This window comes from Bradyrhizobium sp. CCBAU 11361 (assembly GCF_028128935.1).
Classification (GTDB): Bacteria; Pseudomonadota; Alphaproteobacteria; order Rhizobiales; family Xanthobacteraceae; genus Bradyrhizobium; species Bradyrhizobium niftali.
Window position 1 is genome coordinate 12,633 of record NZ_LBJZ01000181.1, and the last position, 25,257, is coordinate 37,889.

A 25,257-nucleotide genomic window follows, 5' to 3' on the forward strand; every position below is an offset into this window, starting at 1 on the left:
GGGGCCGTTGCCGCGGAACTCGCAGCACGGGACGAGGGGCTATGGCGTCGGGGAACTCTAGAAGGCCAACGGACACTGTCCGCCGGTTGCGGACCGTTTTGCTGGCGTCGTCGGCGCTGTGCCTGGCATCGGCGTTGCCGGCGGCGGCGCAGAACGCGACATGGAACTCCGCGCCCGGCAGCGGCGACTTCAACACCGCCGCCAATTGGACCCCGGCCGCGGTGCCGACCGGCACGGCGTTCTTCGGCACCTCGAGCATGACCGCGCTATCGCTCTCGAGTGTCACCACGGTGGGCGGCTGGACCTTCAACACCTTGTCTTCGGCCTACAGCTTCACGAACTCCGGCCAGTCGCTCAGTTTCACCGGCGCCGGCATAGACATCCAGGGCGGCAGCGTCGCCATCACCAACGACAACCTCGGCAGCCTGACTTTCAACAACAACAGCACGGCCGGCAGCGCCGCCATCACCAACACCACCGGCAGCAGTTTTGGCGGCGGCAGACTGATTTTCAACAACAACAGCACGGCCGGCACCGCCACCATCACCAACCGCAACGGCCCCGTATTTTTCAACGACGCCAGCACGGCCGGCAGCGCCACCATTCTCACCGACGGCGGGTTCAACAATGTGTATTTCAACAACACCAGCACGGCCGGCAGCGCCACCATCACCGCCAACAACCACGCCGAAGTGCATTTTAACGCCACCAGCACGGCCGGCAGCGCCACCCTCACCACCACCAACGGCGGCAGCCTGATTTTCGACAACGCCAGCACGGCTGGCAACGCCACCATCACCAACAACAGCGGCAACTACGTATCTTTCGGCGCCACCAGCACGGCCGGCAACGCCACCATCACCAACAACGGCTACCTGAATTTCTCAGCCACCAGCACGGCCGGCCGCGCCAGCATCGTCAACAACTACGGCGAGATCACTTTCCTCGGCACCAGCACGGCCGGCAGCGCCAGCATCACCAGCAACGGCAATCTGAATTTCTACACCACCACCACGGCCGGGGCTGCCACCATCACCAGCAGCGGCAACGTGATTTTCAACAATAGCAGCTCGGCCGGCAGCGCCAGTATCACCAGCTCCGATACCATGCAATTCAATGACTCCAGCACGGCCGGCAGCGCCAGCATCGCCAACACCGGCGGCGTCAGTTTCACCGGCAGCAGCAAGGCCGGCAGCGCCAGAATCATCAACAACAACTTCGGCGGCGTGAATTTCAAAGACACCAGTTCCGCCGAGAACGCCACCATCACCAATAACGCCCAATTACCGTTCGCCGACAATAGCACGGCGAGCAGCGCTACCATCACCAACAATAGCGACCTACGCTTCACCGCCAACAGCACGGCGGGCAGCGCCACCATCACCAACACCAGCCAGTTGACGTTCGACACCAACACCACGGCCGGCAACGCCACCATAAGCAACAGCGGCAACGTGCTGTTCGACGGAAACTCGACGGCCGGCAACGCGCAGCTGATCAACACCGCGCCCGGCGCCGTTATCAACTTTTTCACCCCCGGCCCGGCCAGCGACGGCAGGATCAGCGCCGGCTCGCTCGCCGGCAATGGCCGCTTCGACCTCAACGGCACAGAACTGACCGTTGGCGGCAACAATCTGTCGACCAACGTCACCGGCGTGCTCACCGGCACCGGGATTGCCACCGGGACATCGCTGATCAAGACCGGCACCGGCACGCTGACGTTGTCGGGCTCAACACCTATACCGGCGCTACCAGCGTCGATGGCGGCAGGCTGGCGGTGAACGGCTCGATCGCGTCGTCCAGCCTGCTGACGGTAAATGCCGGCGGTACGCTCGGCGGCAATGGCATCGTCGGCAACACGGTGATCAACGGCGGCGCGCTGGCACCGGGCAATTCGATCGGCACGCTCTCGGTCAGCGGGAGCCTGACGCTGACCGCGGCCTCGGCCTATCTGGTGCAGGTGTCCGGCACCAGCGCCGACAAGACGGTGGTCACCGGCACCGCGACGCTCGCCGGCACGGTCGTGGTGGATCCGCTGACGCGTCTGTCCGCAACGACCACCTACACCATCCTGACCTCGGCCGGCACGACGGGCGCCTTCAGCTCGGCCACCCTCGCCACCGTCAGCACGCCCGGCTTCGCCCGCAACGCGCGACTGAGCTACATCGGCGGCAACGTTTTGCTGACGCTGGATCCCGGCCTGCTGTCGCCGATCCTGCCCGGCGCCGCCACCCTCAACCAGAGGAACGTCGCGGCGGGAATCGACAACGCCTTGCTCGCGGGCGGCAGCCTGCCGGCCGGCTTCAATGCGCTGTTCGCGCTGTCGGGTGGCGGCCTGCTCAATGCGCTATCGCAGGCCTCCGGCGAGACCGCGACCGGATCGCAGCAGACCACGTTCAACGCCATGAACCAGTTCATGGGTGTAATGACCGATCCGTTCCTCGCGGGCCGTGGCGATGGCGTCGGTGCGGGCGGAGCGCCGAATGCCTATGCCGGGGAAAGCCTCGCTTACGCATCGAAGGGGGAGGGCCGTTCGCGGAGCGAGCGCGATGCCTACGCGATGCTCACCAAGGCGCCGCTGGCGCAAACCTACGATCCGCGCTGGAGCGTGTGGGCGGCGGGCTTCGGCGGTTCGCAGACCACGGATGGCAATGCGGTGCTCGGATCGAACGCCACCACGAGCCGCCTGTTCGGCACCGCGGTCGGCGCCGACTACCGCTTCTCGCCCAACACCATTGCCGGCTTCGCGCTCGCCGGCGGCGGCACCAATTTCAGCGTGACGGGTGGCGGCAGCGGCCGATCCGACCTGTTCCAGGCCGGCGCGTTCGTGCGGCACAATGTCGGCCCGGCATATATCTCCGGTGCGCTGGCTTATGGCTGGCAGGACGTCACGACCGATCGCACCGTAACCGTCGCCGGCATCGATCAGCTCCGCGCCCGCTTCAACGCCAATGCGTATTCCGGCCGCGTCGAAGGCGGCTATCGCTTTGTCGCGCCGTGGGTGGGAGGCATCGGCATCACGCCCTATGCCGCGGGCCAATTCACCACCTTCGACCTGCCCGCCTATGCCGAACAGGCGATCTCCGGTGCCAATACCTTCGCGCTGGCCTATGGCTCGAAGAGCGTCACCGACACCCGCAGCGAACTCGGCCTGCGCGCCGACAAATCCTATGCCGTGCAGAACGCCATCCTCACCTTGCGCGGCCGCGCCGCCTGGGCGCACGACTTCAACCCGGACCGCACCATCGGCACCACCTTCCAGGCGCTGCCCGGCGCGAGCTTCGTCGTCAACGGCGCGCGGCAGGCGAGCGACTCCGCGCTCACCACGGCGTCCGCCGAGATGAAATGGATCAACGGCTGGTCGGCGGCGGCAACCTTCGAAGGCGAGTTTTCCAATGTCACCCGCAGCTACGCCGGCAAGGGTGTGGTGCGATATGCGTGGTGAATATCTGAACCTGCGCCGGGCGCTGTTGGCGTCGACGGGCTTGGCCGTGGTGGCGTTGGCGGTGGCGACAGGCCGACCGGCGCGTGCGCAGGACGCGACCTGGCTCGCCAGTCCCGGCACCGGCGACTTCAACACCGCCGCCAACTGGGCCCCGGGCGCGGTGCCGACCGGCACCGCCTTCTTCGGCACATCCGGCGTCACTAACCTGTCATTCTCGGCCGGCTCAACGAGCGTCGGCGGCTGGACGTTCAACGCGGGCGCGTCGAACTATAGCTTCAGCAACAGCCAGTCGCTCAGTTTCACCGGCGCCGGCATCGTGATCAACGGTGGCAGCACCAGCATCACCAACAACGACACCCTGGGCTTCTTCGGCAGCAGCACGGCGGGCAACGCCAGCATCACCAGCATTGGCACTCTGCAATTCTTCGACACCAGCACGGCCGGCAGCGCCACCATCGCCAACAACAACACCGGGGGCGTGGCCTTCTTCGGCAGCAGCACGGCCGGTAGCGCCAGCATCACCAACAACTTCTCACTGATCTTCGCCGACAGCAGCACGGCCGGCAACGCCACCATCACCAACAACAGCGGCGGCGGCATCAGCATCCTAATTGGTGGCGCCAGCGGTGGAACCGCGCGGTTCATCCTGAACGGCAACGGCGCTCTCGACATTTCACAGCTCACGACCGGCGGCACCACGGCCGGCTCGATCGAGGGCGCCGGCAACGTTTTTCTGGGCTCGAAGAACCTGGCGGTCGGCGGCAACAACCTTTCGACCACGTTTTCCGGCGTCATCCAGGACTCCGGCCTCGGCGGCTCGCTGACCAAGACCGGCAGCGGCACGCTGACGCTGTCGGGCGTCAACACCTATACCGGCGCCACCACGGTCGAGGCCGGCACATTGCGGGCGGGCGCCGCCGGGGCGTTCGTGGGCAATACCGCCTATGCGGTGAATGGCGGCACGCTCGATCTCAACGGTTTCAATCTCACCATGTCGTCGCTGTCAGGCACCGGCGGCACCGTCGCCTTGGGAGCGGCCGCGCTCACGATCGATCAGGCGACCGACACGAGCTATGCCGGCGCTGTTACCGGCACCGGCTCGCTGACCAAGACCGGCGCCGGCACGCTGACGCTGTCGGGCGCGAACACCTACACCGGCGCTACCACCGTCGATGCCGGCGAGCTGGCGGTGAGCGGCTCGATCGCGTCGTCCAGCATCACCAACAACAGCCTCCTGCGGTTCCTCGCCACCAGCACGGCCGGCAGCGCCAGCATCACCAACATCGGCCTCCTGGCCTTCAACAACAGCAGCACGGCCGGCAGCGCCAGCATCACCAACACCAACGGCGTGGACTTCTTCGACACCAGCACGGCCGGCAGCGCCAGCATCAGCAACAACGGCTTCGTGAATTTCTTCGCCACCAGCACGGCCGGCAACGCCACCATCACCAACGACAGCGGCGGCAGCCTGTTTTTCAACGCCACCAGCACGGCCGGCAGCGCCAGCATCACCACCAATAGCGGCGGCCGCAGCTTCCTATTTGATAGCGCCAGCGGTGGAACCGCGCGGTTCATCCTGAACGGCACCGGCCTTCTCGACATTTCAGGGCTCACGACCGGCGGCACCACGGCCGGCTCGATCGAGGGCGCCGGCAACGTTTTTCTGGGCTCGAAGAACCTGGCGGTCGGCGGCAACAACCTTTCGACCACGTTTTCCGGCGTCATCCAGGACGGCGGTTTCTCTGGCGGCACCGGCGGCTCGCTGACCAAGACCGGCAGCGGCACGCTCACGCTGTCGGGCGTCAACACCAATACCGGCGGCACCACGGTCGAGGCCGGCACATTGCGGGCGGGCGCCGCCGGGGCGTTCGTGGGCAATACCGCCTATGCGGTGAATGGCGGCACGCTCGATCTCAACGGTTTCAATCTCACCATGTCGTCGCTGTCAGGCACCGGCGGCACCGTCGCCTTGGGAGCGGCAGCGCTCGCGATCAATCAGGCGACCGACACGAACTATGCCGGCGCTGTTACCGGCACCGGCTCGCTGACCAAGACCGGCGCCGGCACGCTGACGCTGTCTGGCGCGAACACCTACACCGGCGCTACCACCGTCGATGGCGGCGTGCTGGCGGTGAGCGGCTCGATCGCGTCGTCCAGCATCACCAACAACCGTTTTCTGATATTCGAAGGCACCGGCACGGCCGGCAGCGCCAGCATCACCAACAACGACACCCTGGCCTTCCACGACGCCAGCACGGCCGGCAGCGCCACCATCACCAACACCATCACCAACAGCCTGGCCTTCAACGACAGCAGCACGGCCGGCAGCGCCAGCATCACCAACAACGGCTTCCTGGACTTCTTCGACAGTAGCAGGGCCGGCAGCGCCAGCATCACCAACAACCGCACCCTGGAGTTCTTCGGCAGCAGCACGGCCGGCAGCGCCACCATCATCAACAGCGGCTTCCTGGACTTTAGCGCCACCAGCACGGCCGGCAGCGCCACCATCACCACCAACGGCGGCGGCGGCAGCATCATAACTGGTGGCGCCAGCGGTGGAGCCGCGCGGTTCATCCTGAACGGCACCGGCCTTCTCGACATTTCAGGGCTCACGACCGGCGGCACCACGGCCGGCTCGATCGAGGGCGCCGGCAGCGTTTTTCTGGGCTCAAAAAACCTGGCGGTCGGCGGCAACAATCTCTCGACCACGTTTTCCGGCGTCATCCAGGACGGCGGTTTCTTTAGCGGCACCGGCGGCTCGCTGACCAAGACCGGCAGCGGTACGCTGACGCTGTCGGGCGCGAACACTTACACCGGCGGCACGACGATCAATGCCGGCGCGCTGGCGATCTCGGCCGACAACAACCTCGGCGCCAATACCGGCGGCCTGACGTTCAGCGGCGGTACGCTGCAGTTCGGCGCGAGCTTCGATCTGGCCAACACCCGCGCCATCACACTGAACGCGGGCGGCGGCACGTTCGACACCAACGGATTCAACACGACGGTCTCCCAGGCGATCGGCGGCACCGGCGCGCTCGTCAAGGCCGGCAGCGGCATGCTGACACTGTCGGGCGTCAACACCTATACCGGCGCCACCACCGTCGAGGCCGGCACATTGCGGGCGGGCACCGCCGGGGCATTCGCGGGCAATACCGCCTATGCGGTGAATGGCGGCACGCTCGATCTCAACGGTTTCAATCTCACCATGTCGTCGCTGTCAGGCACGGGCGGCACCGTCGCCTTGGGAGCGGCAGCGCTCGCGATCAATCAGGCGACCGACACGAACTATGCCGGCGCTGTTACCGGCACCGGCTCGCTGACCAAGACCGGCGCCGGCACGCTGACGCTGTCTGGCGCGAACACCTATACCGGCGCTACCAGCGTCGATGGCGGCAGGCTGGCGGTGAACGGCTCGATCACCGCGTCGAGCGGCGTAACGGTGAACAGCGGCGGCACGCTGGGTGGCACCGGCATCGTCGGCAACACCACCATCAATGGCGGCACGCTGGCGCCGGGCAATTCGATCGGGCTGCTGACCGTGCAGGGCAATCTCCTGCTTACGGCGGCATCGCACTACATGATCGAGGTCTCGCCGGCCAATGCCGATCGCGTCAACGTGACGGGCACTGCTAACCTTGGCGGCGCCACCGTGAATGCGAGCTTCGCGGCTGGCAGCTATGTCGCGAAGCAATACACCATCGTTAACGCCACCAGCGGCCTCGGCGGCAGCACGTTCGGAACTTTCGTCAACACCAATCTGCCGTCAGGCTTCAAGACCAGCCTGAGCTATGACGCCAACAATGCCTATCTCGACCTCGCGCTGGCCTTTATCGCGCCGCCCAACACCGGTCTCAGCGGCAACCAGTCCGGCGTCGGCAACGCGCTGGTGAATTACTTCAACCGCAATGGCGGCATTCCGCTGGTCTATGGCGGGCTGACACAGGCGGGGCTCACGCAGGCCTCCGGCGAGACCGCGACCGGCGGGCAACAGACGACCTTCAACGCCATGACGCAGTTCATGGGCATGATGACGGATCCATTTACGTTCGGCCGCGGCTTCGATGCGCCGGGCGCATCGTCGTTCGCCGATGACAGCAGCGCGAACAGCTATGCCTCGACGGCGAAGAGCCGCGCGGCGCGCGACGCCTATGCGATGTTCAGCAAGGCGCCCGCGGCCCGGACCTACGATCCGCGCTGGAGCGTGTGGGCCTCGGGCTTCGGCGGTTCGCAGACCACCGATGGCAACGCAGCCGCCGGTTCGAACACCTCAAGCAGCCGTATCGGCGGCGTCGCCGCCGGCGTCGACTTTCGCTTTGCACCTGATACCGTCGCCGGTTTCGCGATGGCCGGCGGCAGCACCAGTTTCAGCGTCGCCAATGGCGGCTCCGGGCGCTCCGACCTGTTCCAGGCCGGCGGCTTCGTGCGCCACACCATCGGCGCGACCTATCTGTCGGGTGCGCTGGCCTACGGCTGGCAGGACGTCACCACCAACCGCAAGGTCATCGCGGATCAGTTGCAGGCGCACTTTAATGCCAACACGTTCTCGGGGCGCTTTGAAGCCGGCAATCGCACCGTGACCTCGTGGCTCGGCGGGCTCGGTCTGACACCCTACGCCGCCGCCCAGGTCACCGCCATCGCGCTGCCCGCTTATGCCGAAACCGCCGTCGCCGGCAGCAACGCCTTCGCGCTCAGCTACGCCGGCAAGACCGTGACCGACACCCGCAGCGAACTCGGCCTGCGCACCGACAAATCCTATGCGGTCGGCGATGCCATGCTGACGCTGCGTGGCCGTGCCGCCTGGGCGCACGACTTCAACACCGACCGCGCCGCATCGGCGACGTTCATCGCCCTGCCCGGCGCAAGCTTTGTCGTCAACGGCGCGGCAGCAGCGCGCGACGCCGCACTGACCACCGCCTCGGCCGAGATGACCTTCATCAGCGGCATCTCGCTCGCCGCCACCTTCGAGGGCGAGTTCTCGCAGGTGACCCGCTCCTACGCCGGCAAGGGTGTCATGCGCTATACGTGGTAAGCGAATGACTTCCGGCTGTGGCCCATAGCTCCCTCGTTAAGGCGAGTTGCCCTTGTCCGCTCCCAGGGACAGAGCGCACGTGGCACGCGCTTCGGGCAGATCGGTATTGCGAGGTACACGCCCTACGCCGACCGCTTCACCGCAACCGCCGGCGCAACATCGAGCCGCCCAAGCATCGCCTTCGCCTGCTCGGCGCAGTGCTCGATCAGCCAGCGCTCGAATGCGACCGGGTGAAGCGCGGGGGCATAGAGGAAGCCCTGCACGACGTCGCAGCCGAGCTCCGCCGGCAATTGACCCTGCCCGACGCGCACCACGGCGGTGGCGTTCGCGAGCGCGCCGGGCTATACGCGGACTGGTGACGTCCTTTGCTTGCTGGCGACGCGGTCGCGCATGTCACGTGGAAACGTCAGAGGGGGCCAGATTGGACCGAATGAGTCTTCACGATCCCCTTTTCGCCACCTATGCCGTTGCCGCCACCCTGATGATCATGAAGGCGGTGGCGATGTCATGGCTGACCGTGATCCGGATGGTGCAAGCCAAGGGGGGCTACCGTTCGCCGGAGGATATCAAGAAGACCCCGATGAATCCCGCGCCAGATCCAGCGCAGCTTCTTCCCAACGAACGTGTCGAGCGGATCCGCCGGATCCAGATGAACGACCTCGAGAGCTTGCCGTACTTCCTGGTCGCGGGCCTGCTCTATATCCTCACACAGCCGTCGCTGCTGCTCGCGCAGTGGCTTCTCTACGGCTACGTTGCCTCACGCCTGCTGCATTTTCTGGCCTATCTCACCGGGCAAATCCACGAAGTTCGCGCGACGCTGTGGACGGTCGGTTCGCTCATCCTCATCTTCATGACCGGTCGCACGCTTCTCGTTGCACTCGGCGCTTGACGCTCAATCGGCCACACCGGCAACCTGCTGGGCCGCAAGATAGCGTGCGAGAGCATCGTCTTGCTTGAAGAAGCGCATGGCGCGCAGATCGCGGATCGTTGTCTTTTGTGTTGCATCGCGACGCCGCGTGATCTCGCGAGCTTCTTCCAGGCGGCCGGCGGCGACCAGATTGGCCGCCAACATACGATGGCCGGTGCCATTGCCCGGATTGTGCTGAACCGACTTGCGTGCCCAGGCGATGCCATCCTCATGGCGCCCGAGCGCAAAGCAAGACGCCGTCAATCCTGTCATCCACAAATGCAGCATACTGTCGTAGGGACTGAGGACGAGAGAACGATGAAGGCATGCGAGTGCGTTCTCGTAGTCGCCTGCCATGCTATCGATCATTCCGAGCGTACCCCACGCGAAGGCCGAACTGGGATTGAGCCTCACGGCCTCGATGGCGTGAATACGCCCCTGATCGTTGTCGCCGGCGGGCCCAAAGAGCGTGAAGCCATAGACGGCATGGGCAAAAGCGTCCGTACCGTCCTGCTCGACGGCGCGGCGCGCCAGACTTAGCGCCTCGGTCGTGGCGTCCGGCGACGTGCGTGCGCCAAGCGGCGAAGCCATGACGAGTCCCCAAGCGAGCGCCGCGAGCGTCGGCGAGCGCGCCTCATCAAGGCTGAGAGACTGTCGAAGCAGGTCGATCGCCTTGGTGATATCCTCACGGGTGCCGCCCCAGAGGTGGTGAAGGGCACGCAGGTAGAGATCGTACGCGGAAAGATTGGTTGGCTGCTTGCGACGTGCTCGTTCGATCTCGGCGCTACGAACGGCGGGATCGACGACCGCAGCGACGCTGCTGCTGACGTCATCCTGCAGATCGAAGATGTCGGTCAGTGGGCGGTCATAGCGATCGGACCAGACCTGAGCCTCACTGCCGCTATGGGTCAGCTCGGCTGACACGCGAATGCGGTTGCCGGCCTTGCGTATTTGGCCGCTCAAGACGTATTGGACACCGAGTTGTTGCGCAATTTGCTGGCTGGTCATTCCCTTGTCCCGGAGGGCAAAGCTCGTCCCGCGTGCAATCACCACAAGGGCGCGAAAGCGCGACAGGGCCGTGATGATGTCCGCGGTGACGCCGTCGGCGAAATAGTCCTGCTCGGGGTCACCGCTCATGTTGCTGAACGGCAGAACCACCAGGGACGGCTTCTCGTCGTGCATGACGAGCGCCAGCGGGGGTGAGGCCTCCGGCGCGACCTCACCTGCAGCCGGCGCGACGTTCTGCGCGTGATTGCTGCGCAGTTCCGCGGCCAGCGACCTGGTTGCCAGATCCGGCTCGGTGCTCAACTCGCGCTTCAGCAAAGCAACGACGTCCCGATAGTATTTGAGCGCCTCGGCGTTACGTCCCGTTGCGGACAAAGCGCGCATGATCAGGCGATGCGAATCTTCGCGCAGGTTATTGAGTGCATTGGCGCGCTGGCCGGTTCGCAGGGCTTGCTCCGCACGCCCCTCGGACAGCTCATGCCCACCGAGGGTCACCATCGCGCCCAGAGCGAGCTCCGATAACCGCTCGCGTTCGCCGGCGACCCATTCGCTCCAGCTTTCTTCGCCGACGCTGACGTCGTCAGCCAGGCGCCCGCGATAGAGGTCCGCCGCCGCACTCAATGCATCGCGGCTGCCGTCTTGGACAAGCTCCTCAAATCGGCTCACATCGCAGGCGATCACAGCGGCATTCAGCGATACGAGTTCGCCATCGCTCTTCAGCGCATCCTGACCCAGGATTTGACGCAGCTTGAAGAGCGCTTGTCGCAGATTTTGCTTCGCTTGCGCATCGAGGTGAGATCCCCACAGCAAGGTCGAGAGTTTTTCGCGCGACTGCGAGTCAGGAGCCATGCAGGCCAGAAAGGCCAGCAACCCCGCGAGCTTCTTGTTCGGCAGGCTGACGGCACCATCCGGCCCCGTCAGCACGAAACGCCCCAGAAGCGAGAGATTAAAGTTTGGGCACGCCGCAGATGTAGCTCTGACCACGCCGCCTCCGATTCAATCACACGCACCCGTTGGGTATACACTCTACAGCAATTGCCAGCCTTGCGAACATTATTAACGCGCCAATGACGATTGAATAACGCCAGCGAAGACGGCTGCAGGTTCTGATCCCATTGCGACGGGATGCCGATTGGTGAAACGGCGCTCGGCAATTTCATCCGGAAAGCAGTCATGTGCGCGCGTCACCTCCTCGCAGCGATCGCCGTTCTTTTCATGGTCCTTGCGGGGATCGACGTCGCACTGACGGCCTTTGCCGCTCCGCATGCCGGGGCGGCTTCGGACTCGGCACCTCCGGTCACACCGCTCCTTTTCGGAGGCGACTGATGGACTCCGGCGTCAAAACGGCCATCAAACAGGAGATCGCATTGACCCATCTGGACGATCAAATTCTCGACTGGGATGAAGCTGCCAGGCCCAGTCGTCGCGCGTCGTTTCCCGAGGCCGCGAATGCGCTGCGGGCAAAGTCCCAAGTGCGCATCTCCGACACCATTCCCCCCGCAAAGGATTTTCATCTGCGCGGTTTGGCGCTCCTCACGCTGTTCGTCACCTGGTACCAGCGCGCGCGCTTCAGGGCGGAGCTGCTTGCCGACCTCAGGCACAAGCCCGAATACCTCAGAGATATCGGGATTTGCCTGCACGAGGCGACGTGCGAAACCACCCGATTCTTCTGGGAGCCGGTCCTGCTCACGCGCAGCCCAGCCGGATGCGACCAGCAATCGTCGCCATTTTCGCGGCCCACCCCGGGATCGACGTAAGCGAACCGGGCGAACGCCGCAGTAGTGGCCAAGCCAGCAAGCGCGGCGGCAGATTTCGATGCAGGTCTCAATCGTCTCAGGCGGGCCCGGCGCACGCACGCACCCACCTGCGCCATGCCGCGCAGCATCAGGAGAATAGCCATGAAGATCGACGTGCCCGCGCCACCTCGGAGTTCCCTGGCATCAACGATCGTCGCTGCACTACACGAATCCCGCCGCCGAGAGGCAACCGACGTCATTCATCGCTACCGGCATCTTGGTTCCGATCGGGTCGAAATCAACCTTTGCGACCCGACGCCATCGCCGGACACGAAAACGCACGCTCGTCAGTTGCTGAACAAGCGAAGGGGCAAGAACGTGGGACGATTGAGCGAAACACAGTTGATGGTCCTCATCCTTCTGGGATTCGGCGTTGTTCACGTGATTGGCGGCACCCTCATTGCGCGCGCGGCACCCGAGCAAGGTGATCCTTCCCTGGTCGTCGCAGCCTGGGGCGACTGACGGTCTGGCGACGGAAGCTGCTTCATTGGATGTGAAAGATCGAGAGGCCGACGTGACAGCAATCATCAACGCGATTTCCCGGACCGTCGTCTCGGTCACCCGCGCCGACGTGGCGAAACACGCTCTGCTGCTGGCCGGAGCCTGCGCTTTCGTGTTCGTGCTCACGCTGACCGATGGCCTGGATTGGAGCGCCGGACTGTTTTGATCATCGCGCTGGCGAGAACCGCGAACTCCGCCGGCGCCGCGCGCTGACGCCGGCGGCCGTCTTCGGCGGGTGTCGGTTGGTGTCACGCCAATTATGCACCGCACATTCCGGCCATCAGAGCCTGCAATCCGAAGATTGCACAGCGCCGACACGCACGTAAACGAGGAGCCGATATGTACGTTGGCAGAATATTGTCTACGCTTGGCGGACAAGGACCGACGCTCTTGGTGATCTCACTTTGCGCCGGGCTGTTGATCAGTCCGCTCGCTCATATTGGCTACGATCTTTTGCCTTTTTCGGCATTCCTCCTGACACTCGGCTCGTTTCTCACTGCCGGGCTCGCGCCGTCCGAGGCCAGGATTCGTTTACCTCTGATGGCCGTGGTGCTTGTCTGGGTTGGCCTGGCACTTCCTTTGGCTGCCGCCGCTCTGCTGTCCTCTCTTCCGCTTGATCCTGCGCTGCGGGCCGGTGTCCTGCTTTCGCTGCTGGCGCCGCCGGTCGGAAGCGCTGCTGCGATTGCGGGGATGCTTGGCTTGCGGCCGCGGCTCGCGCTCCTCGTCTCCATCGCACTGACCCTCCTCGCGCCAATATCGATTCCGTGTTTTGCCACAGTGCTCGGACTTGGAGTTGCATTCGATATGGGCGCCCTGGCTATCCGGCTGTTCAGCATTATCGGAGCAGCAGGCATGGTTGCCTTTCCGGCAATATGGTTCCACCGACATCTGACCCCCGTTCTGCCCGATCAACGCGCGGCCACCGGGATCGCCGTTATCGGACTCATCATCGTTGGACTAGCCACTTCACAGGGCATCAGCGCCCAATGGACCAGCAATGCCCTGCGTTTCGACATGATGCTCGTCGCGGCAATCGTTGCCAATTTCGGGTTGTGCGCGCTCGCTACTCTCACCTTCGCCAGGCTGGGGCTGCAGACCGCCGGAACAATAGGCCTCGTGACCGGAAACCGTAACGTCACTCTCGTGTGGGCGGCAGCAAGCTTCGGTCTACCACCACTCGCGGAGGGCTATGTCGCCGCGTGCGTCATCCCCGTGCTCGCGCTTCCTCTCATCATCAAGCTTTGTCTCAGACTACCTTCCTTCGGCCGTTTCGTGCCGCAAAACTGATGACTGAGAGCGGGCACCGCCGGCGGCTTCCATGGATCACAAGGAAGATGAGCATGGACTCCGTGGCACGCCTTCGCGGGCCGATTAGCCCTACGCCGAGCGCTTCACCGCGTCGCGACCCGCCGCCGCATCGAGCCGGCCCGGCATCGCCCTCGCCTGCTCGGCGCAGTGCTCAATCAGCCAGCGCTCGAACGCGACCGGGGGGAGCGCGGGCGCGTAGAGGAAGCCCTGCACGACGTCGCAACCGAGATCGGCCAGCAATTTGCGCTGCGCCTCGGTCTCGACGCCTTCGGCGACGACGGTCATGCCGAGGCCCTGCCCCACGCGCACCACGGCGGTGGCGATCGCGAGCGCGCCGGCGTCTTTCTCGATGTCGCGCATGAAACTGCGGTCGATCTTGAGCTCGCGGATCGGCAGGTGCGCGAGGCGGCTGAGGCTGGAATAGCCGGTGCCGAAATCGTCCACCGAGAGCCCGACGCCGAGCTCGCGGATCGCGTTCATCGTCTCGATCGCGGCGACGCTGTCCTGCATGAACGCGCCTTCGGTGATCTCCAGCATCAGCGCGTCCGGCGGCAGCCCGTATTCGGCCAGAATGTCGGCCAGCCGCGCCGCCAGCGTGACGTTGCGGAAATTGATCGGCGACAGGTTCACTGACACGCAGGGAATGTTGAGCCCGGCGCGGCGCCAGCGCGCCATCTGCCGGCAGGCCTCGCGCACCGACCACAGGCCGATCTGCTCGATCAGTCCGCATTCCTCGGCAAGCGGAATGAACTTTGCCGGCGAGACGTCGCCGAGTTCGGCATCATGCCAGCGCGCCAGCGCCTCGAGGCCATGGATCGCGCCGTCGCAGCTGCGGATCTGCGGCTGGTAGCTGAGCGTGAGCTCGCCCTCCGCGATGGCACGGCGCAGCGCCGCGATCAGCGCCAGCCGCTGCTCGGTCAACCCGTTCATCTCGGCGCTGAACAGCCGATGGGTCGAACGTCCGGCCTGCTTGGCCATGTACATGGCGGCGTCGGCCTGCTGCATCAGCGTGTCGATGTCGGTGGCATGATCGGGGTAGAGGCTGATGCCGATGCTGGCCGACATCTGCATCTGCCTGGATCCGAGCCGTAACGGCGCAGCCAGCGCCTCGGTGATCCCGGTCGCGACACGCCCGGCACTCTCGGCGTTGCGATGCGGCAGCAGCACGACGAATTCATCGCCGCCGAGCCGGCCCAGGATGTCTTCGGGCCCGATCTGCTCGCGCAGCCGCTGCGCGAGCTGGATCAGGAGCTCGTCGCCGGCGGCGTGACCGAGCGTATCGTTGACGTCCTTGAAATGGTCGACGTCGAGGAAGGCCAGCGCGACGTGGCTGCCGGTCGGACAGGCGCCGATCGCGGCCGAGATCAGGTGCCGCAGCTGCGCACGGTTGGGCAGGCCGGTGAGGATGTCGTGATAGGCGAGCCGCGCGATCTCCGCGCGTGCCTCCTTGCGCTCGATCGCAAACGCACCGAGGTTGACGCAGGCATCGACGATGCGCCGGTGCCAGTTGCTCGGCGCGCGTGGTTCCCGGTAGTAGAAGGCGAAGGTGGCGATGACCCTTCCGTCCTTGGCCTTGACTGGGGTCGACCAGCAGGCGCGCAGGCCAATCCCGAGCGGCATCGCCTTGTAGGGCTGCCAGCGCGGATCGGTGTCGAGATCTTCAGCCAGGACCGGCTCGCCATAATAGGCCGCCGTTCCGCAGGAGCCGACATCGGGGCCGATCGCAACACCGTCCAGTGCGCGGGAATAGTCCTCGGGCAGGCTCGGCCCCCCGAGCGGGTGGATCAGGCCTGCGGCATCGACGTGAAGCAGCGAGCAGACCACGTCGGGCGCAATCTCCTCGACGCGGCGACACAGTCGGTCGGCGATCTCGGCGATCGGAACCTCATCGGCCAGCGCGCCCATGATGAGCTGCTGGAGCGAGCGCAGCTGCTTGGTCTCGGTGATGTCCTCGAGCAGCGCGAAGATGTGCTTGACCCTGCCCTTCTTGTCGCGGAAGGCATCGATCCGGGCGCAGACCCAGGTCTCCTCGCCATCCTTGTCGTAGGCGAGCACCTCGGCCTCGCCGCGGCGGCCGCCATGCATCAGACGCTTGACGAGTTTGGCGACGGCCTTGCGATCGGTGTGGCGGCCGGCGATGAGCTCGCCCGCGCGGCGCCCTTCGGCCTCCGCGCTGGCATAGCCGAACAGCGCCGTGAATGCCGAATTGACGTAGACGATGTTCTGCTCGGTGTCGGTGATGATCACCGCGCGGTTGGTCTGGTCGGAGACGGCGTGGAGAAGCCCGATCCGCGCACGGCGCTCGGCCTCCGCGGTGACGTCGCGGGCGAACACGATGTGATGGACCGCGCCATCGATGGTCGCGGAGGACAGCGTGATGGCCGCCTTGATGCGGCTGCCGTCGCGCCGCACGAGGCTGATCTCGTCGCGGAAATCCGTGACCGCGTCGGCCTGGAGGCATTTGAGGGTGAGAAGGCCGGCATCGCGACCGAGCACCTCGGTGCGCGCGAGCTTCCAGATCCGCTCCGCGGCGGTGTTGAAGTGGGTGATGCGCTGCGCGTCATCGACAATGACGACGCCATCGTCGGCGCGTTCGAGCGCAGCCAGCAGCAGTTCCGGAGTTTCTGTCACAAGACGATCGGAGGCAGACATCGTTGGACCCGGAGTCATCGGGAAGAAGCAGAAATCGATCGAGGCTAGCGCTTCGATGGTGTCCAAGATGTTTTTGCAGTCCCGCCGCGTCCCGCCAAGACGCGGCATGCTTAACGGTCCGCGAAAGAGACGAAGGTAATCCGATGCGTGTGGAACCTACTCCGCGCGTGCGCCCTGGAGCTTGTGCAGCCGTCCGGCCACAGCGCGCACCTTGCCGGGCGATGCCCGCCATACCGACAGCGCCGACAACGCGCTCACGACGATGGCGATGGCGAAGGCGAGCGTGTAATCGCCCGTGCGATCGTGGAGAAAACCCGTGAGCCAGGGACCGGCCGCGCCGCCGGCCAGGGCCGCCAGCATGATCGTGCCGAAGATGCTGCCCTGGTGCTTGCCCTGGAAGATCTCGAACACCACCGCGCCCATGATCGAGGTGAGGCCGTAGCCGAGCGCGCCTTGCGCGAACACCATGAGATAGACGAGCCAGAGCGAAGGCTGGTACTTCAGCGCCATCAGCGCCGCCAAACAGATCGCAAAACCCGCGCAGCTGATGGCCCAGACCCATTCCCGTCCAATGCGGTCGGAAACGTGGCCCAGCACGATCTGGCCGGGAATGCCGAGCAGGCTGACGATGCCAAGCGCCCACACCGCGACACCGGGGCTGAAGCCGATATCGAGCAGGAACTTGGTCTGGTGCACCTGCACCGCATACCAGATGTACAGGCCGGAGAAATAGCCGACCGCGATCCACCAGAACCGCGCCGTCCCGACGGCGCGCTTGAGCGTCCACTCGGTGCCGACCCAGACGGGATCGACGATGTTGGAGACCGGCTTTGCGGCACCGGCGACCGGCGCGGCATCGCCATCCGGTCGAAGGCCGATATCCTCGGGGCGCCTGTGCAGGAACAGGTTGATCGGCGCCAGCACGATGAGGATGAGCAGGCCCATCGCGGTGCAGGCCGTGCGCCAGCCGGTCTGTTCGATCATGAGCTGCACCCATGGCAGCAGCGTCACCGAGCCGATGCCGACGCCGGCGAAGGCGATGCCGATGGCGAAGCCACGCTTGCGGATGAACCAGTTCGGCAGGAACAGCGACTGGCCGGAATAGCCGAGACAGACGCTGCCGGCGCCGACCATGACGCCGATGGTCACATAGAGATGCCAGGGCTCGCTGGTGAGCGGAGCGAGCAGCAGCCCGCCGCCCATCAGCACGACGCCGAGCTCCATCACCGCGCGGGGACCGGCGCGGTCCATCAGGCGGCCGATCAACGGGCTGACCACGCCCGACACCACGAAGCCGAAGGAGAATGCGCCTGCGGTGATCCCGCGCTCCCAGCCGAATTCGGAGATGATCGGCGGAAAGAACAGCGAAAACGCGGTGCGTGCGTTGACGCCGATGGCCATGGTGACGAAGGTCACCGCGACCACGACCCAGCCGTAGAAGAACGGAAGCCGCATGTTGTGCTTATTTCATCCCTAGACGATCCTACCGACCATCCGTGGACGCCCGGGTCAAGCGCTTTTCGCTCATACCCATAGCGCGCGGGAGCATCGTACTTGGGAATTTGCTCCGCAGCTTCCACAGCGTCATGGCCGGGCACAGCCGTCCGAAGGACGGCGTCGCTTCCGCTCGCCTATGTCCCGGCCATCCACATCTTTGCCGCGCGGACGGACCGTAACGTGGATGCCCGGGACAAGCCCGGGCATGACGGCCTCTCATAGATATTTCGGCTCAGGCGGCGTCGAGTTGCGAAGGGCGGACGGACTCGTCGAATGCGATCTGGTCGACCGGCTGCGGACGCCCGAACAGATAGCCTTGCGCGAAATTGACGCCGAGCGCCTTCAGCCGCTCGAACTCCTCGCATGTCTCGACACCCTCGGCGGTGACCGACATGTCCAGCCCGCGCGCCAGCGTCAGGATCGAGGCGATGATGGCGGAGCTGCGCGGCTGATGCGTGAGGTTGCGGATGAACGACTTGTCGATCTTGATCTTGTCGAACGGGAACGTGGTCAGATAACTGAGCGACGAATAGCCGGTGCCGAAATCGTCGAGCGCGAGCTCGATGCCGATGCTCTTCAGCCGCTCCATGAAAGCGAGGTTCTCGACGCCGCGTTCGAGCAGGACCGATTCCGTGATCTCGATCTCCAGCCGCTGCGGTGGCAGGCCGGAATCGGCGAGCGCCGCGCAGATCATCTCGAACAGCTCGGCCTCCTTGAACTGGATCGGCGACAGGTTCACCGCGACCGCGAGGCCGGAGGGCCAGCCGGCAGCATCCGCGCAGGCGCGCCGCAGCACGAATTCGCCGAGCGGAACGATCAGCCCGGTCTCCTCGGCCAGCGGTATGAACTGGTCCGGCGGGATCAGGCCGCGGCTCGGATGGCGCCAGCGCACCAGCGCCTCGAAGCCGCGCCGCTGGCCGCTGGCCGCATCGACGAACGGCTGATAGTGCACTTCGAGCTGGCAGAGCGCGATGGCGTCGCGCAGGTCGCCTTCCAGCGTGCTGCGCGCCTCGAGCTCGGCCGACATCGCCTCGTCGTAGATGGTGAAGCAGTTGCGGCCTGCTGACTTCGAGCGATAGAGCGCAAGGTCGGCCTTCTTCAGCAACTGCTCCTGGTCGCTGCCATGGTCCGGCGCGATCGCAATGCCGATGCTGGTGCCGATCTCGACACGATGTCCGGGCAAGAGGAACGGTTCGGCCACGAGCTTGGCGATCCGTCCCGCCAGCTCGGTGGAGCAGACGCGCTGGTCCTCGCAGCCCTCCTGGATGATGGCGAACTCGTCGCCGCCGAGCCGCGCCAGCACGTCGGTGGCGCGCAGCGCGGATTTCAGCCGCTGCGCCACCTGGCGCAGCAGCGCATCGCCGGCGCCGTGACCGAGCGAGTCGTTGACGTTCTTGAAGCGGTCGAGATCGAGCATCAGGATCGAGAAAGTCGAACCGCTGTCGTTGAGCTGGCCGTTGAGATCGTCGAGCCGGGCGAGGAAGAAGGCACGGTTCGGCAGACCGGTCAGGATGTCGGTCTGGGCGAGTTCGAGCACCCGACGGTTCGCCAGCGACAGGCGCCGCGAATTGCGGCTTGCCAGCATGAGATAGGTCGACAGCGACAGCGTCAGCAGCATGCCGACGATGAGGACCGCGACCGCGCGATCGTAGGACGTCTCGAGCGCGCCGCCAGCCGTCGGCATCGCGCGCACCTGCCAGTCGGTGTCGCCGATCTTGAGACTGCCCGACCAGTGCAGGGCCCGCGCGACGTCCCGCATCGACTGCGGCGCCGTGGCGGCCGACGAATAATCCGGCAGGCTTTGTTCGAGGCTGACGATCTGTCCCGTGAAGGGCGGATAGACGTTGACGCTGACCGCGGGGCTTGCGCCGGTGGTCACGCGAATGGACTGGACCAGCACCGGCAGGTCGAACACGCCGACGACGAAGCCGGCCAGATTGCGACGCCGGTCCGCGACCGTCTCGCGCGACGTCCCTTTGGCGTAGACGGGAATGGCTACGAGGACGTCGGGCAGCCGGCCGCCCTCCTTGGGTTCGAACAGGCGGGTGCGGAGGGCCGCGATCCGATCGTTGTCGCGCGCCCGCTCCAGGACCGCACGACGTTCCGGGACGGTCGCGTAATCCATGCCGTAGACCTGCGAGGTCTTGGGCTGGGTCGAGTAGAACACCGGGAAATATTCGTCGCTCTGCGGCGCGACCGCGAAGGCATCACCCTGGAGCGACTTGATGCGATAGTCGGGCACGCCGTCCGTGATCGCGGCGGCCTCGTATTCGGCGCGCTCCTTGCGGTTGACGCGCGGCAGCCAGGCGATTCGCAGCATGCCGGGATGACGCTCGAACAGACGAGTGCTGAAGGTCTCGAATTCGCTGCGGGTGATTTCCTCGTTGGTTGATTCGAACAGCGTGCGCAGCGCGACGAGCCTAGAGATATACTCGCTCATGCCGTTCTGCATGACGATCGCTTCGGTTTCGGCCGCGTTCTCGAACTCGAGCTTGTTGACGCGGTTTTCCCACCGCGCAACGGCGGCCGCGCCCACGACCGAGAACAGCAGGCCGACGGCAACCGCGACCAGCGCAGGGCGATAGAGCCCGAGCAGCGGCGCGACACGCCACCATCCGGTCATCCGTTTCCGATCCTGATCGTTCTGATCGCGACCGCCCATCTTGATCCGCAAGTCCCCATCGGCGCGGCGGCACGAACTTCTGGTTGAGCCGCCGGAGCCACTATCGGACAAGGATCGGGGTTAAGGACTGCAAAATTTCGGAACCCGGTCGTCCGGGATTGCGCGGCTTAGTTAACGATCGACCTGCAAAGTTGCAGCAGACTGGCAGTAACTTGCCGGTTTTACCCGGAGTCTTACGGATCGTCGGCGCGGCGCGGGTTAGCGACCTGTTCAGCCTGCAGAACTATCGTTTCCGCAACGCGTCCTGCATCCGACAAGCACCCACATGACACGATCGCGCTCCGCGACATACCTCGCCTTGACCATCGCATTGCTGACCGCGGCAATGCTGCCCGCGAAAGGCGACGAGGCCGGCGTCAGCGACGATGCGATCCTGTTCGGCCAGGCGGCCGCGCTCGAAGGTCCCTCCTCCGCACTCGGGCAGCGCATGCGGCAAGGCATCGTCGCGGCGTTCAACGAGATCAACGGCAAGGGCGGCGTCCATGGCCGCAAGCTCCAGCTCATCAGCCGCGACGACGGCTACGACCCCGATCGCTCGGTGGCGCAGACGCTGCGGCTGATCGAGGACGACAAGGTGTTCGCGCTGATCGGCGCGGTGGGCACGCCGACCGCGATCGCGACGATCCCGATCACCAGCGCCAGGAACGTCCCCTTCATCGGTCCGTTCACCGGCGCCGAATTCCTGCGCGACCTGGAGCTTCCGAACGTCGTCAACATCCGCGCGAGCTACGGCGCGGAGGCCGAAGCATGGATCAAGCACCTCACCGAGGACCGCCGGTTCACCCGCATCGGCATCTTCTACCAGGATGATTCCTTCGGCCGCGACGGTCTCGTCGGCGTGAAGCGCGCGCTCGCCAGGCGCGGCCTCGAGCTCGCCGCCGAAGGCACCTTCGAGCGCAACACCCGCGCCGTCGCCTCGGCCTGGCGGATGATCAAGCGCGCCGAGCCCGAGGCCATCGTGATGGTCGGGACCTACGGTCCCTGCGCCGAGTTCATCAAGCTCGCGCACCGCAGCGGCGCCTCGCCGACCTTCGTCAACATCTCCTTCGTCGGCGCCAATGCGCTCGCCAGGGAGCTCGGCCCCGACGGCGAAGGCGTCATCGTCTCGCAGGTGGTGCCGTTTCCCTGGGACCGCTCGCTCAAGCTCGTCGCCGACTACCAGGCGGCGCAGACGGCGTTCGACCCGACGCTGACACCGGACTTCGTGTCGCTCGAAGGCTATCTCTCCGGCCGCCTCGCTGCTGCGGCGCTGGAGAAGGCGGGACCGAAACCGACGCGCGCGAGCCTCCTGCGCGCCATCAACGACGTCGGCCGCTTCGACATCAGCGGCAGCATCGTCACCGTCGGCATGCAGATGATCGACGCCCCGCCGAAGGTGTTCCTGACCGTGATCCAGAAGGACGGGACGTTCAGGGCAGTGGACCGGCTGTAGCAGCAAGCAGGAGGTCGTCATGCCCGGGCTTGTCCCGGGCATCCACGTTCCTGGCATCGCAGGCAAAGGCGTGGATGGCCGGGTCAAGCCCGGCCATGACGAGGCGGAAGCTTCAGTGCACACAGCGACTGCATGAGTTGCTCCCGCAGCGTCAAGGCCGCCGCGTCCAGCGCTCCGCGTTGACGGCGCCTTGGGGGACCTCGCCCCTGACGATGGCCTCCACCTGCCGCACCGTCTCCAGTGACTGGTACTCGATCGCCTGCGGCGTCAACCCGCCGACATGCGGGGTGGCGATGACGTTGGGCAGCTTGGCCAGCTCCGGGCTCGGCATCTGGTCCGGCGCGCGGCCGACATCCATTGCCGCGCCGGCGATGCGGTTCTCGCGCAGCGCGCGTGCCAAGGCCGTCTCGTCGACGAGATTGCCGCGCGACAGATTGATAAAGACGGCATGCTTCTGCATGCGCGCCAGCGCCGCCTCCCCGATCAAATTCTCGGTCTCTGCGTTGGCGATCGCAAGGCAGACGACATAGTCGGACGCAGCGAGGAGCTCGTCGAGACCGACCTGCCTGATGGCGTTGTCGCCGACGGTCGCAAAGGGGTCGGAGACCAACACCTCCATGCGCAGCACCTTCGCGATCTCGGCGAGATAGCGGCCGATACTGCCGTAGCCGATGATGCCGATCTTGCTGCCGGCGAGCTGGCGGCCCATCCGTGCCTCCGGCTGGCGGCCGGCCTGGTAGTCCGCCGTCGTCCGCGACACGCCGCGGGAGAGATCGACCATGAAGCCGAGCGCGAGCTCGGCCACCGCCTGCACAAAGCCGGGGCCGGCGCGGGTCACCAGCACGCCCGCCTTCGAGGCCGCATCGACATCGACGTTGCGGATGTCGACGGCGCAGCGGACGAAGGCGCGCAAATGCGGCAGTTGCGGAAAGATCTCGCCGCGTCCCTCGGTCATGCGATCGGCGACGATGATGTCAACGTCCCTGGCCGCGCGGACGAGGCCGGCGGCGTCGAGCGGCTGATCGCCCTCGTGCAGGATCACCTCGGCAGCCGCGCGCAGGCCGTTCAGGCTGCGATCGCCGTAGTAATTCCGCCGCATCTCCGGCGTGTGGGCGAGCAGGACTTTCACGGCAAGACTCCTTCAGTAGCCGAATGCCCGCGGCAGCGCCGTCGAGAGCCATGGCACGAAGGCAATGACGAGCAGGCAGAGGAACAAGAGGCCAAGATAACCCATGATCGGCTTCACCGTCTGCTCGATCGGCACGTTGCCGATCAGGCAGGCGCCATAGAGTCCGAGCCCGAGCGGCGGCGCGAACAGGCCGATGCCCATCGCGATCACCAGCACGACGCCGAAATGCAGGGGATCGATGCCGAGCTGCACGGCCACCGGCAGGAGCAGCGGCCCGAAGATGATCAGCGCGGCCGCGCCTTCCAGCACCGAGCCCATCACGATCAGCACGGCGATCGCGAGCAGGATGAACAGCCAGACGCCTGAGGTCTTGGACAATCCGAGCATGAAGTCGCCGACCGCATGCGGCACCTGCTGCAAGGTCAGCGTGAACGCGAGCGACTGCGCGGCGGCGACGATGAACAGCACGAGCCCTGCGCGCGTTGCGGCCTGCACGAAACTGTGCGCGGCCGATTTGAAGCCGAGCTCGCGGAACACCAGGCTGCCGATGACGAGCGCATAGGCGACCGCGAAGGCCGAGATTTCGGTGGCCGTGGCAAAGCCGCTCTTGAAGCCGAAGAAGATCATGAAGATCAGGCCGAACGAGGCGATCGCGCCGCTCCACAGGCCCGACACCGGCATCTGCGGCGCAACGTCCTCGGCATCCGCCGGCCGCTTGCCGAAGATGATGGACACCGCGATCAGGACCAGCGCCATCAGCGCCGCCGGCAACAGCCCTGCGACGAACAGGCCGCCGATCGAAAGGTTCGCGACGAAGCCGAGGATGATCAGGTTGATGCAGGGCGGGATGGTCTCCGCCATCACCGCGGACGCCGCGAGCAGCGCCACCGCGCCGCCCGGATTCTGCTTCGAGCGGCGCGCTGCCGGGATCAGCACCGAGCCGACCGCGGCGACGTCGGCCATCTTCGAGCCTGAGATCCCCGAGAACAGCACCATCGAGGCCACCATCACGACGTTCAGCCCACCGCGCATGCGGCCGACCCCACGCTGCAGCAGCTCGATCAGGCGCACCGACATGCCGTTGGCTTCCATGAGGTAGCCGACGAGGATGAAGAAGGGGATCGCCAGCAGCACGAAATTGTCGATGCCGCGCGCCATCTGCTGGGCGAAGATGACGCCGGGCAGCGCGCCCTCGACCCAGATGAAGATCAGCGCGGCCAGCGCCAGCGCAAAGCCGATCGGCAATCCGCCGAACAGCGTCGCGAAGAAGCCGATCAGCATCAAGGTGCCCGCCGACGGCACCGACGACGGCGACAGATAATCCCAGGCGAGATAGAGGCCGGTGACGACGATGATTGCGACGAGCCCCCTGACGATGTCAGGAAACGGCCGGGCGCAGAGCTGGTCGATCGCGAACACCGTCATGAACAGCGCACCGATGCCCATCGGATAGAAGGTCAGTTCCAGCGGCAATCCTGATCCGGTGGTCTGGCCCGCCGTCAGCGAGCCCAGCTTGATGGCGTGATAGGCGACGTAGCCCGAGATCAGCACGACCAGCAGGGCGCTCGCGGCATCGACCAGCGCCCGCAACCTCGCCGGCAACAGGTCGCGGAAGAAAGACACGCCGACATTCTCGCCGCGCGCCAGCGCGCTCGCCGCGCCGAAGAAGGCCGAGCCGACCATCAATCCGCGCGCGACGTCGTCAGACCATTCGACCGGGGCATTGAAGCAGAAGCGCAGCAGCACGGACGCGCAGACGACCAGGAGATCGGCGGCAAGGAGAATGGCCGCGATCGCGTCGCTGACGCGAAGCAGCAGCGTAATGCTCCCGTGGCGGCCGCCCGAGAGGGGCACGGCGGCTGTCATCGTCATC

14 protein-coding genes and 2 pseudogenes are annotated in these 25,257 nt (G+C 65.7%); 9 read left to right on the forward strand and 7 right to left on the reverse strand.

Annotated elements, in window-relative coordinates; translation table 11 throughout:
• Positions 1 to 86: 86 nt before the first annotated feature.
• The 3 genes and pseudogenes from XI08_RS23720 (at position 87) to XI08_RS23730 (ending at position 8,474) form a co-directional block, all read left to right on the forward strand.
• The gene (locus XI08_RS23720; protein WP_271576174.1) at positions 87 to 1,781 is read left to right on the forward strand and encodes a beta strand repeat-containing protein; all 1,695 of its coding nucleotides are present in this window, start codon (positions 87 to 89) and stop codon (positions 1,779 to 1,781) included.
• A pseudogene (locus XI08_RS23725) lies at positions 1,736 to 3,445 on the forward strand (autotransporter outer membrane beta-barrel domain-containing protein); the annotation flags it as partial. The gene XI08_RS23720 and the pseudogene XI08_RS23725, both read left to right, overlap by 46 nt.
• Positions 3,396 to 8,474 (forward strand): beta strand repeat-containing protein, encoded by a 5,079-nt coding sequence (locus XI08_RS23730; protein WP_271576176.1) that lies wholly within the window; start codon positions 3,396 to 3,398, stop codon positions 8,472 to 8,474. The pseudogene XI08_RS23725 and the gene XI08_RS23730, both read left to right, overlap by 50 nt.
• 122 nt (positions 8,475 to 8,596) lie before the next feature.
• On the opposite strand, the pseudogene XI08_RS23735 reads toward XI08_RS23730, so the two are convergent.
• Positions 8,597 to 8,812, reverse strand: a pseudogene (locus XI08_RS23735) (hypothetical protein); the annotation flags it as partial.
• A 59-nt stretch (positions 8,813 to 8,871) separates the two neighbouring features.
• On the opposite strand from XI08_RS23735, the gene XI08_RS23740 reads away from it, so the two are divergent.
• Positions 8,872 to 9,363: an MAPEG family protein gene (locus XI08_RS23740; protein ID WP_271576178.1), complete on the forward strand. Its 492-nt coding sequence runs from the start codon at positions 8,872 to 8,874 to the stop codon at positions 9,361 to 9,363.
• Positions 9,364 to 9,366: 3 nt separating this feature from the next.
• Here XI08_RS23740 and XI08_RS23745 read toward each other — a convergent pair whose 3' ends face one another.
• Positions 9,367 to 11,310, reverse strand: a complete 1,944-nt coding sequence (locus XI08_RS23745) for a BTAD domain-containing putative transcriptional regulator (protein ID WP_271576179.1) — start codon at positions 11,308 to 11,310, stop codon at positions 9,367 to 9,369.
• Between the two features lie 401 nt (positions 11,311 to 11,711).
• Here XI08_RS23745 and XI08_RS23750 point away from each other — a divergent pair, with 401 nt between their 5' ends.
• The 4 genes from XI08_RS23750 (at position 11,712) to XI08_RS23765 (ending at position 13,970) form a co-directional block, all read left to right on the forward strand.
• A complete protein-coding gene (locus XI08_RS23750) occupies positions 11,712 to 12,143 on the forward strand; it encodes a hypothetical protein (protein ID WP_271576180.1) in 432 nt (143 codons plus the stop codon).
• Between the two features lie 141 nt (positions 12,144 to 12,284).
• Positions 12,285 to 12,644, forward strand: a complete 360-nt coding sequence (locus XI08_RS23755; RefSeq protein WP_271576181.1) for a hypothetical protein — start codon at positions 12,285 to 12,287, stop codon at positions 12,642 to 12,644.
• Positions 12,645 to 12,669: 25 nt separating this feature from the next.
• Entirely contained in the window at positions 12,670 to 12,849 is a 180-nt protein-coding gene (locus tag XI08_RS23760) for a hypothetical protein (protein WP_271576254.1), read from the forward strand.
• A gap of 227 nt (positions 12,850 to 13,076) precedes the next feature.
• Positions 13,077 to 13,970, forward strand: coding sequence for a hypothetical protein (locus tag XI08_RS23765; RefSeq protein ID WP_271576250.1), 894 nt, complete (start codon positions 13,077 to 13,079; stop codon positions 13,968 to 13,970).
• A gap of 90 nt (positions 13,971 to 14,060) precedes the next feature.
• On the opposite strand, the gene XI08_RS23770 is transcribed toward XI08_RS23765, so the two are convergent.
• The 3 genes from XI08_RS23770 to XI08_RS23780 all read right to left on the reverse strand — a co-directional run bounded on the left by XI08_RS23770 (position 14,061) and on the right by XI08_RS23780 (position 20,763).
• Complete coding sequence (locus XI08_RS23770; protein WP_271576182.1) at positions 14,061 to 16,643, reverse strand: EAL domain-containing protein; 2,583 nt, start codon at positions 16,641 to 16,643, stop codon at positions 14,061 to 14,063.
• A gap of 156 nt (positions 16,644 to 16,799) precedes the next feature.
• Positions 16,800 to 18,098 (reverse strand): MFS transporter, encoded by a 1,299-nt coding sequence (locus XI08_RS23775; protein WP_271576183.1) that lies wholly within the window; start codon positions 18,096 to 18,098, stop codon positions 16,800 to 16,802.
• Positions 18,099 to 18,372: 274 nt separating this feature from the next.
• Positions 18,373 to 20,763, reverse strand: coding sequence for a bifunctional diguanylate cyclase/phosphodiesterase (locus XI08_RS23780; RefSeq protein WP_271576184.1), 2,391 nt, complete (start codon positions 20,761 to 20,763; stop codon positions 18,373 to 18,375).
• A gap of 325 nt (positions 20,764 to 21,088) precedes the next feature.
• Here XI08_RS23780 and XI08_RS23785 point away from each other — a divergent pair, with 325 nt between their 5' ends.
• On the forward strand, positions 21,089 to 22,255 hold the full coding sequence (locus tag XI08_RS23785; protein ID WP_271576185.1) for an ABC transporter substrate-binding protein: 1,167 nt from the start codon (positions 21,089 to 21,091) through the stop codon (positions 22,253 to 22,255).
• 151 nt (positions 22,256 to 22,406) lie between these two features.
• On the opposite strand, the gene XI08_RS23790 is transcribed toward XI08_RS23785, so the two are convergent.
• Together XI08_RS23790 and XI08_RS23795 are read right to left on the reverse strand one after the other, a co-directional pair.
• Positions 22,407 to 23,384: a hydroxyacid dehydrogenase gene (locus tag XI08_RS23790; RefSeq protein WP_271576186.1), complete on the reverse strand. Its 978-nt coding sequence runs from the start codon at positions 23,382 to 23,384 to the stop codon at positions 22,407 to 22,409.
• Positions 23,385 to 23,396: 12 nt separating this feature from the next.
• Positions 23,397 to 25,250 (reverse strand): TRAP transporter large permease, encoded by a 1,854-nt coding sequence (locus XI08_RS23795; RefSeq protein ID WP_271576187.1) that lies wholly within the window; start codon positions 25,248 to 25,250, stop codon positions 23,397 to 23,399.
• Positions 25,251 to 25,257 lie beyond the last annotated feature (7 nt).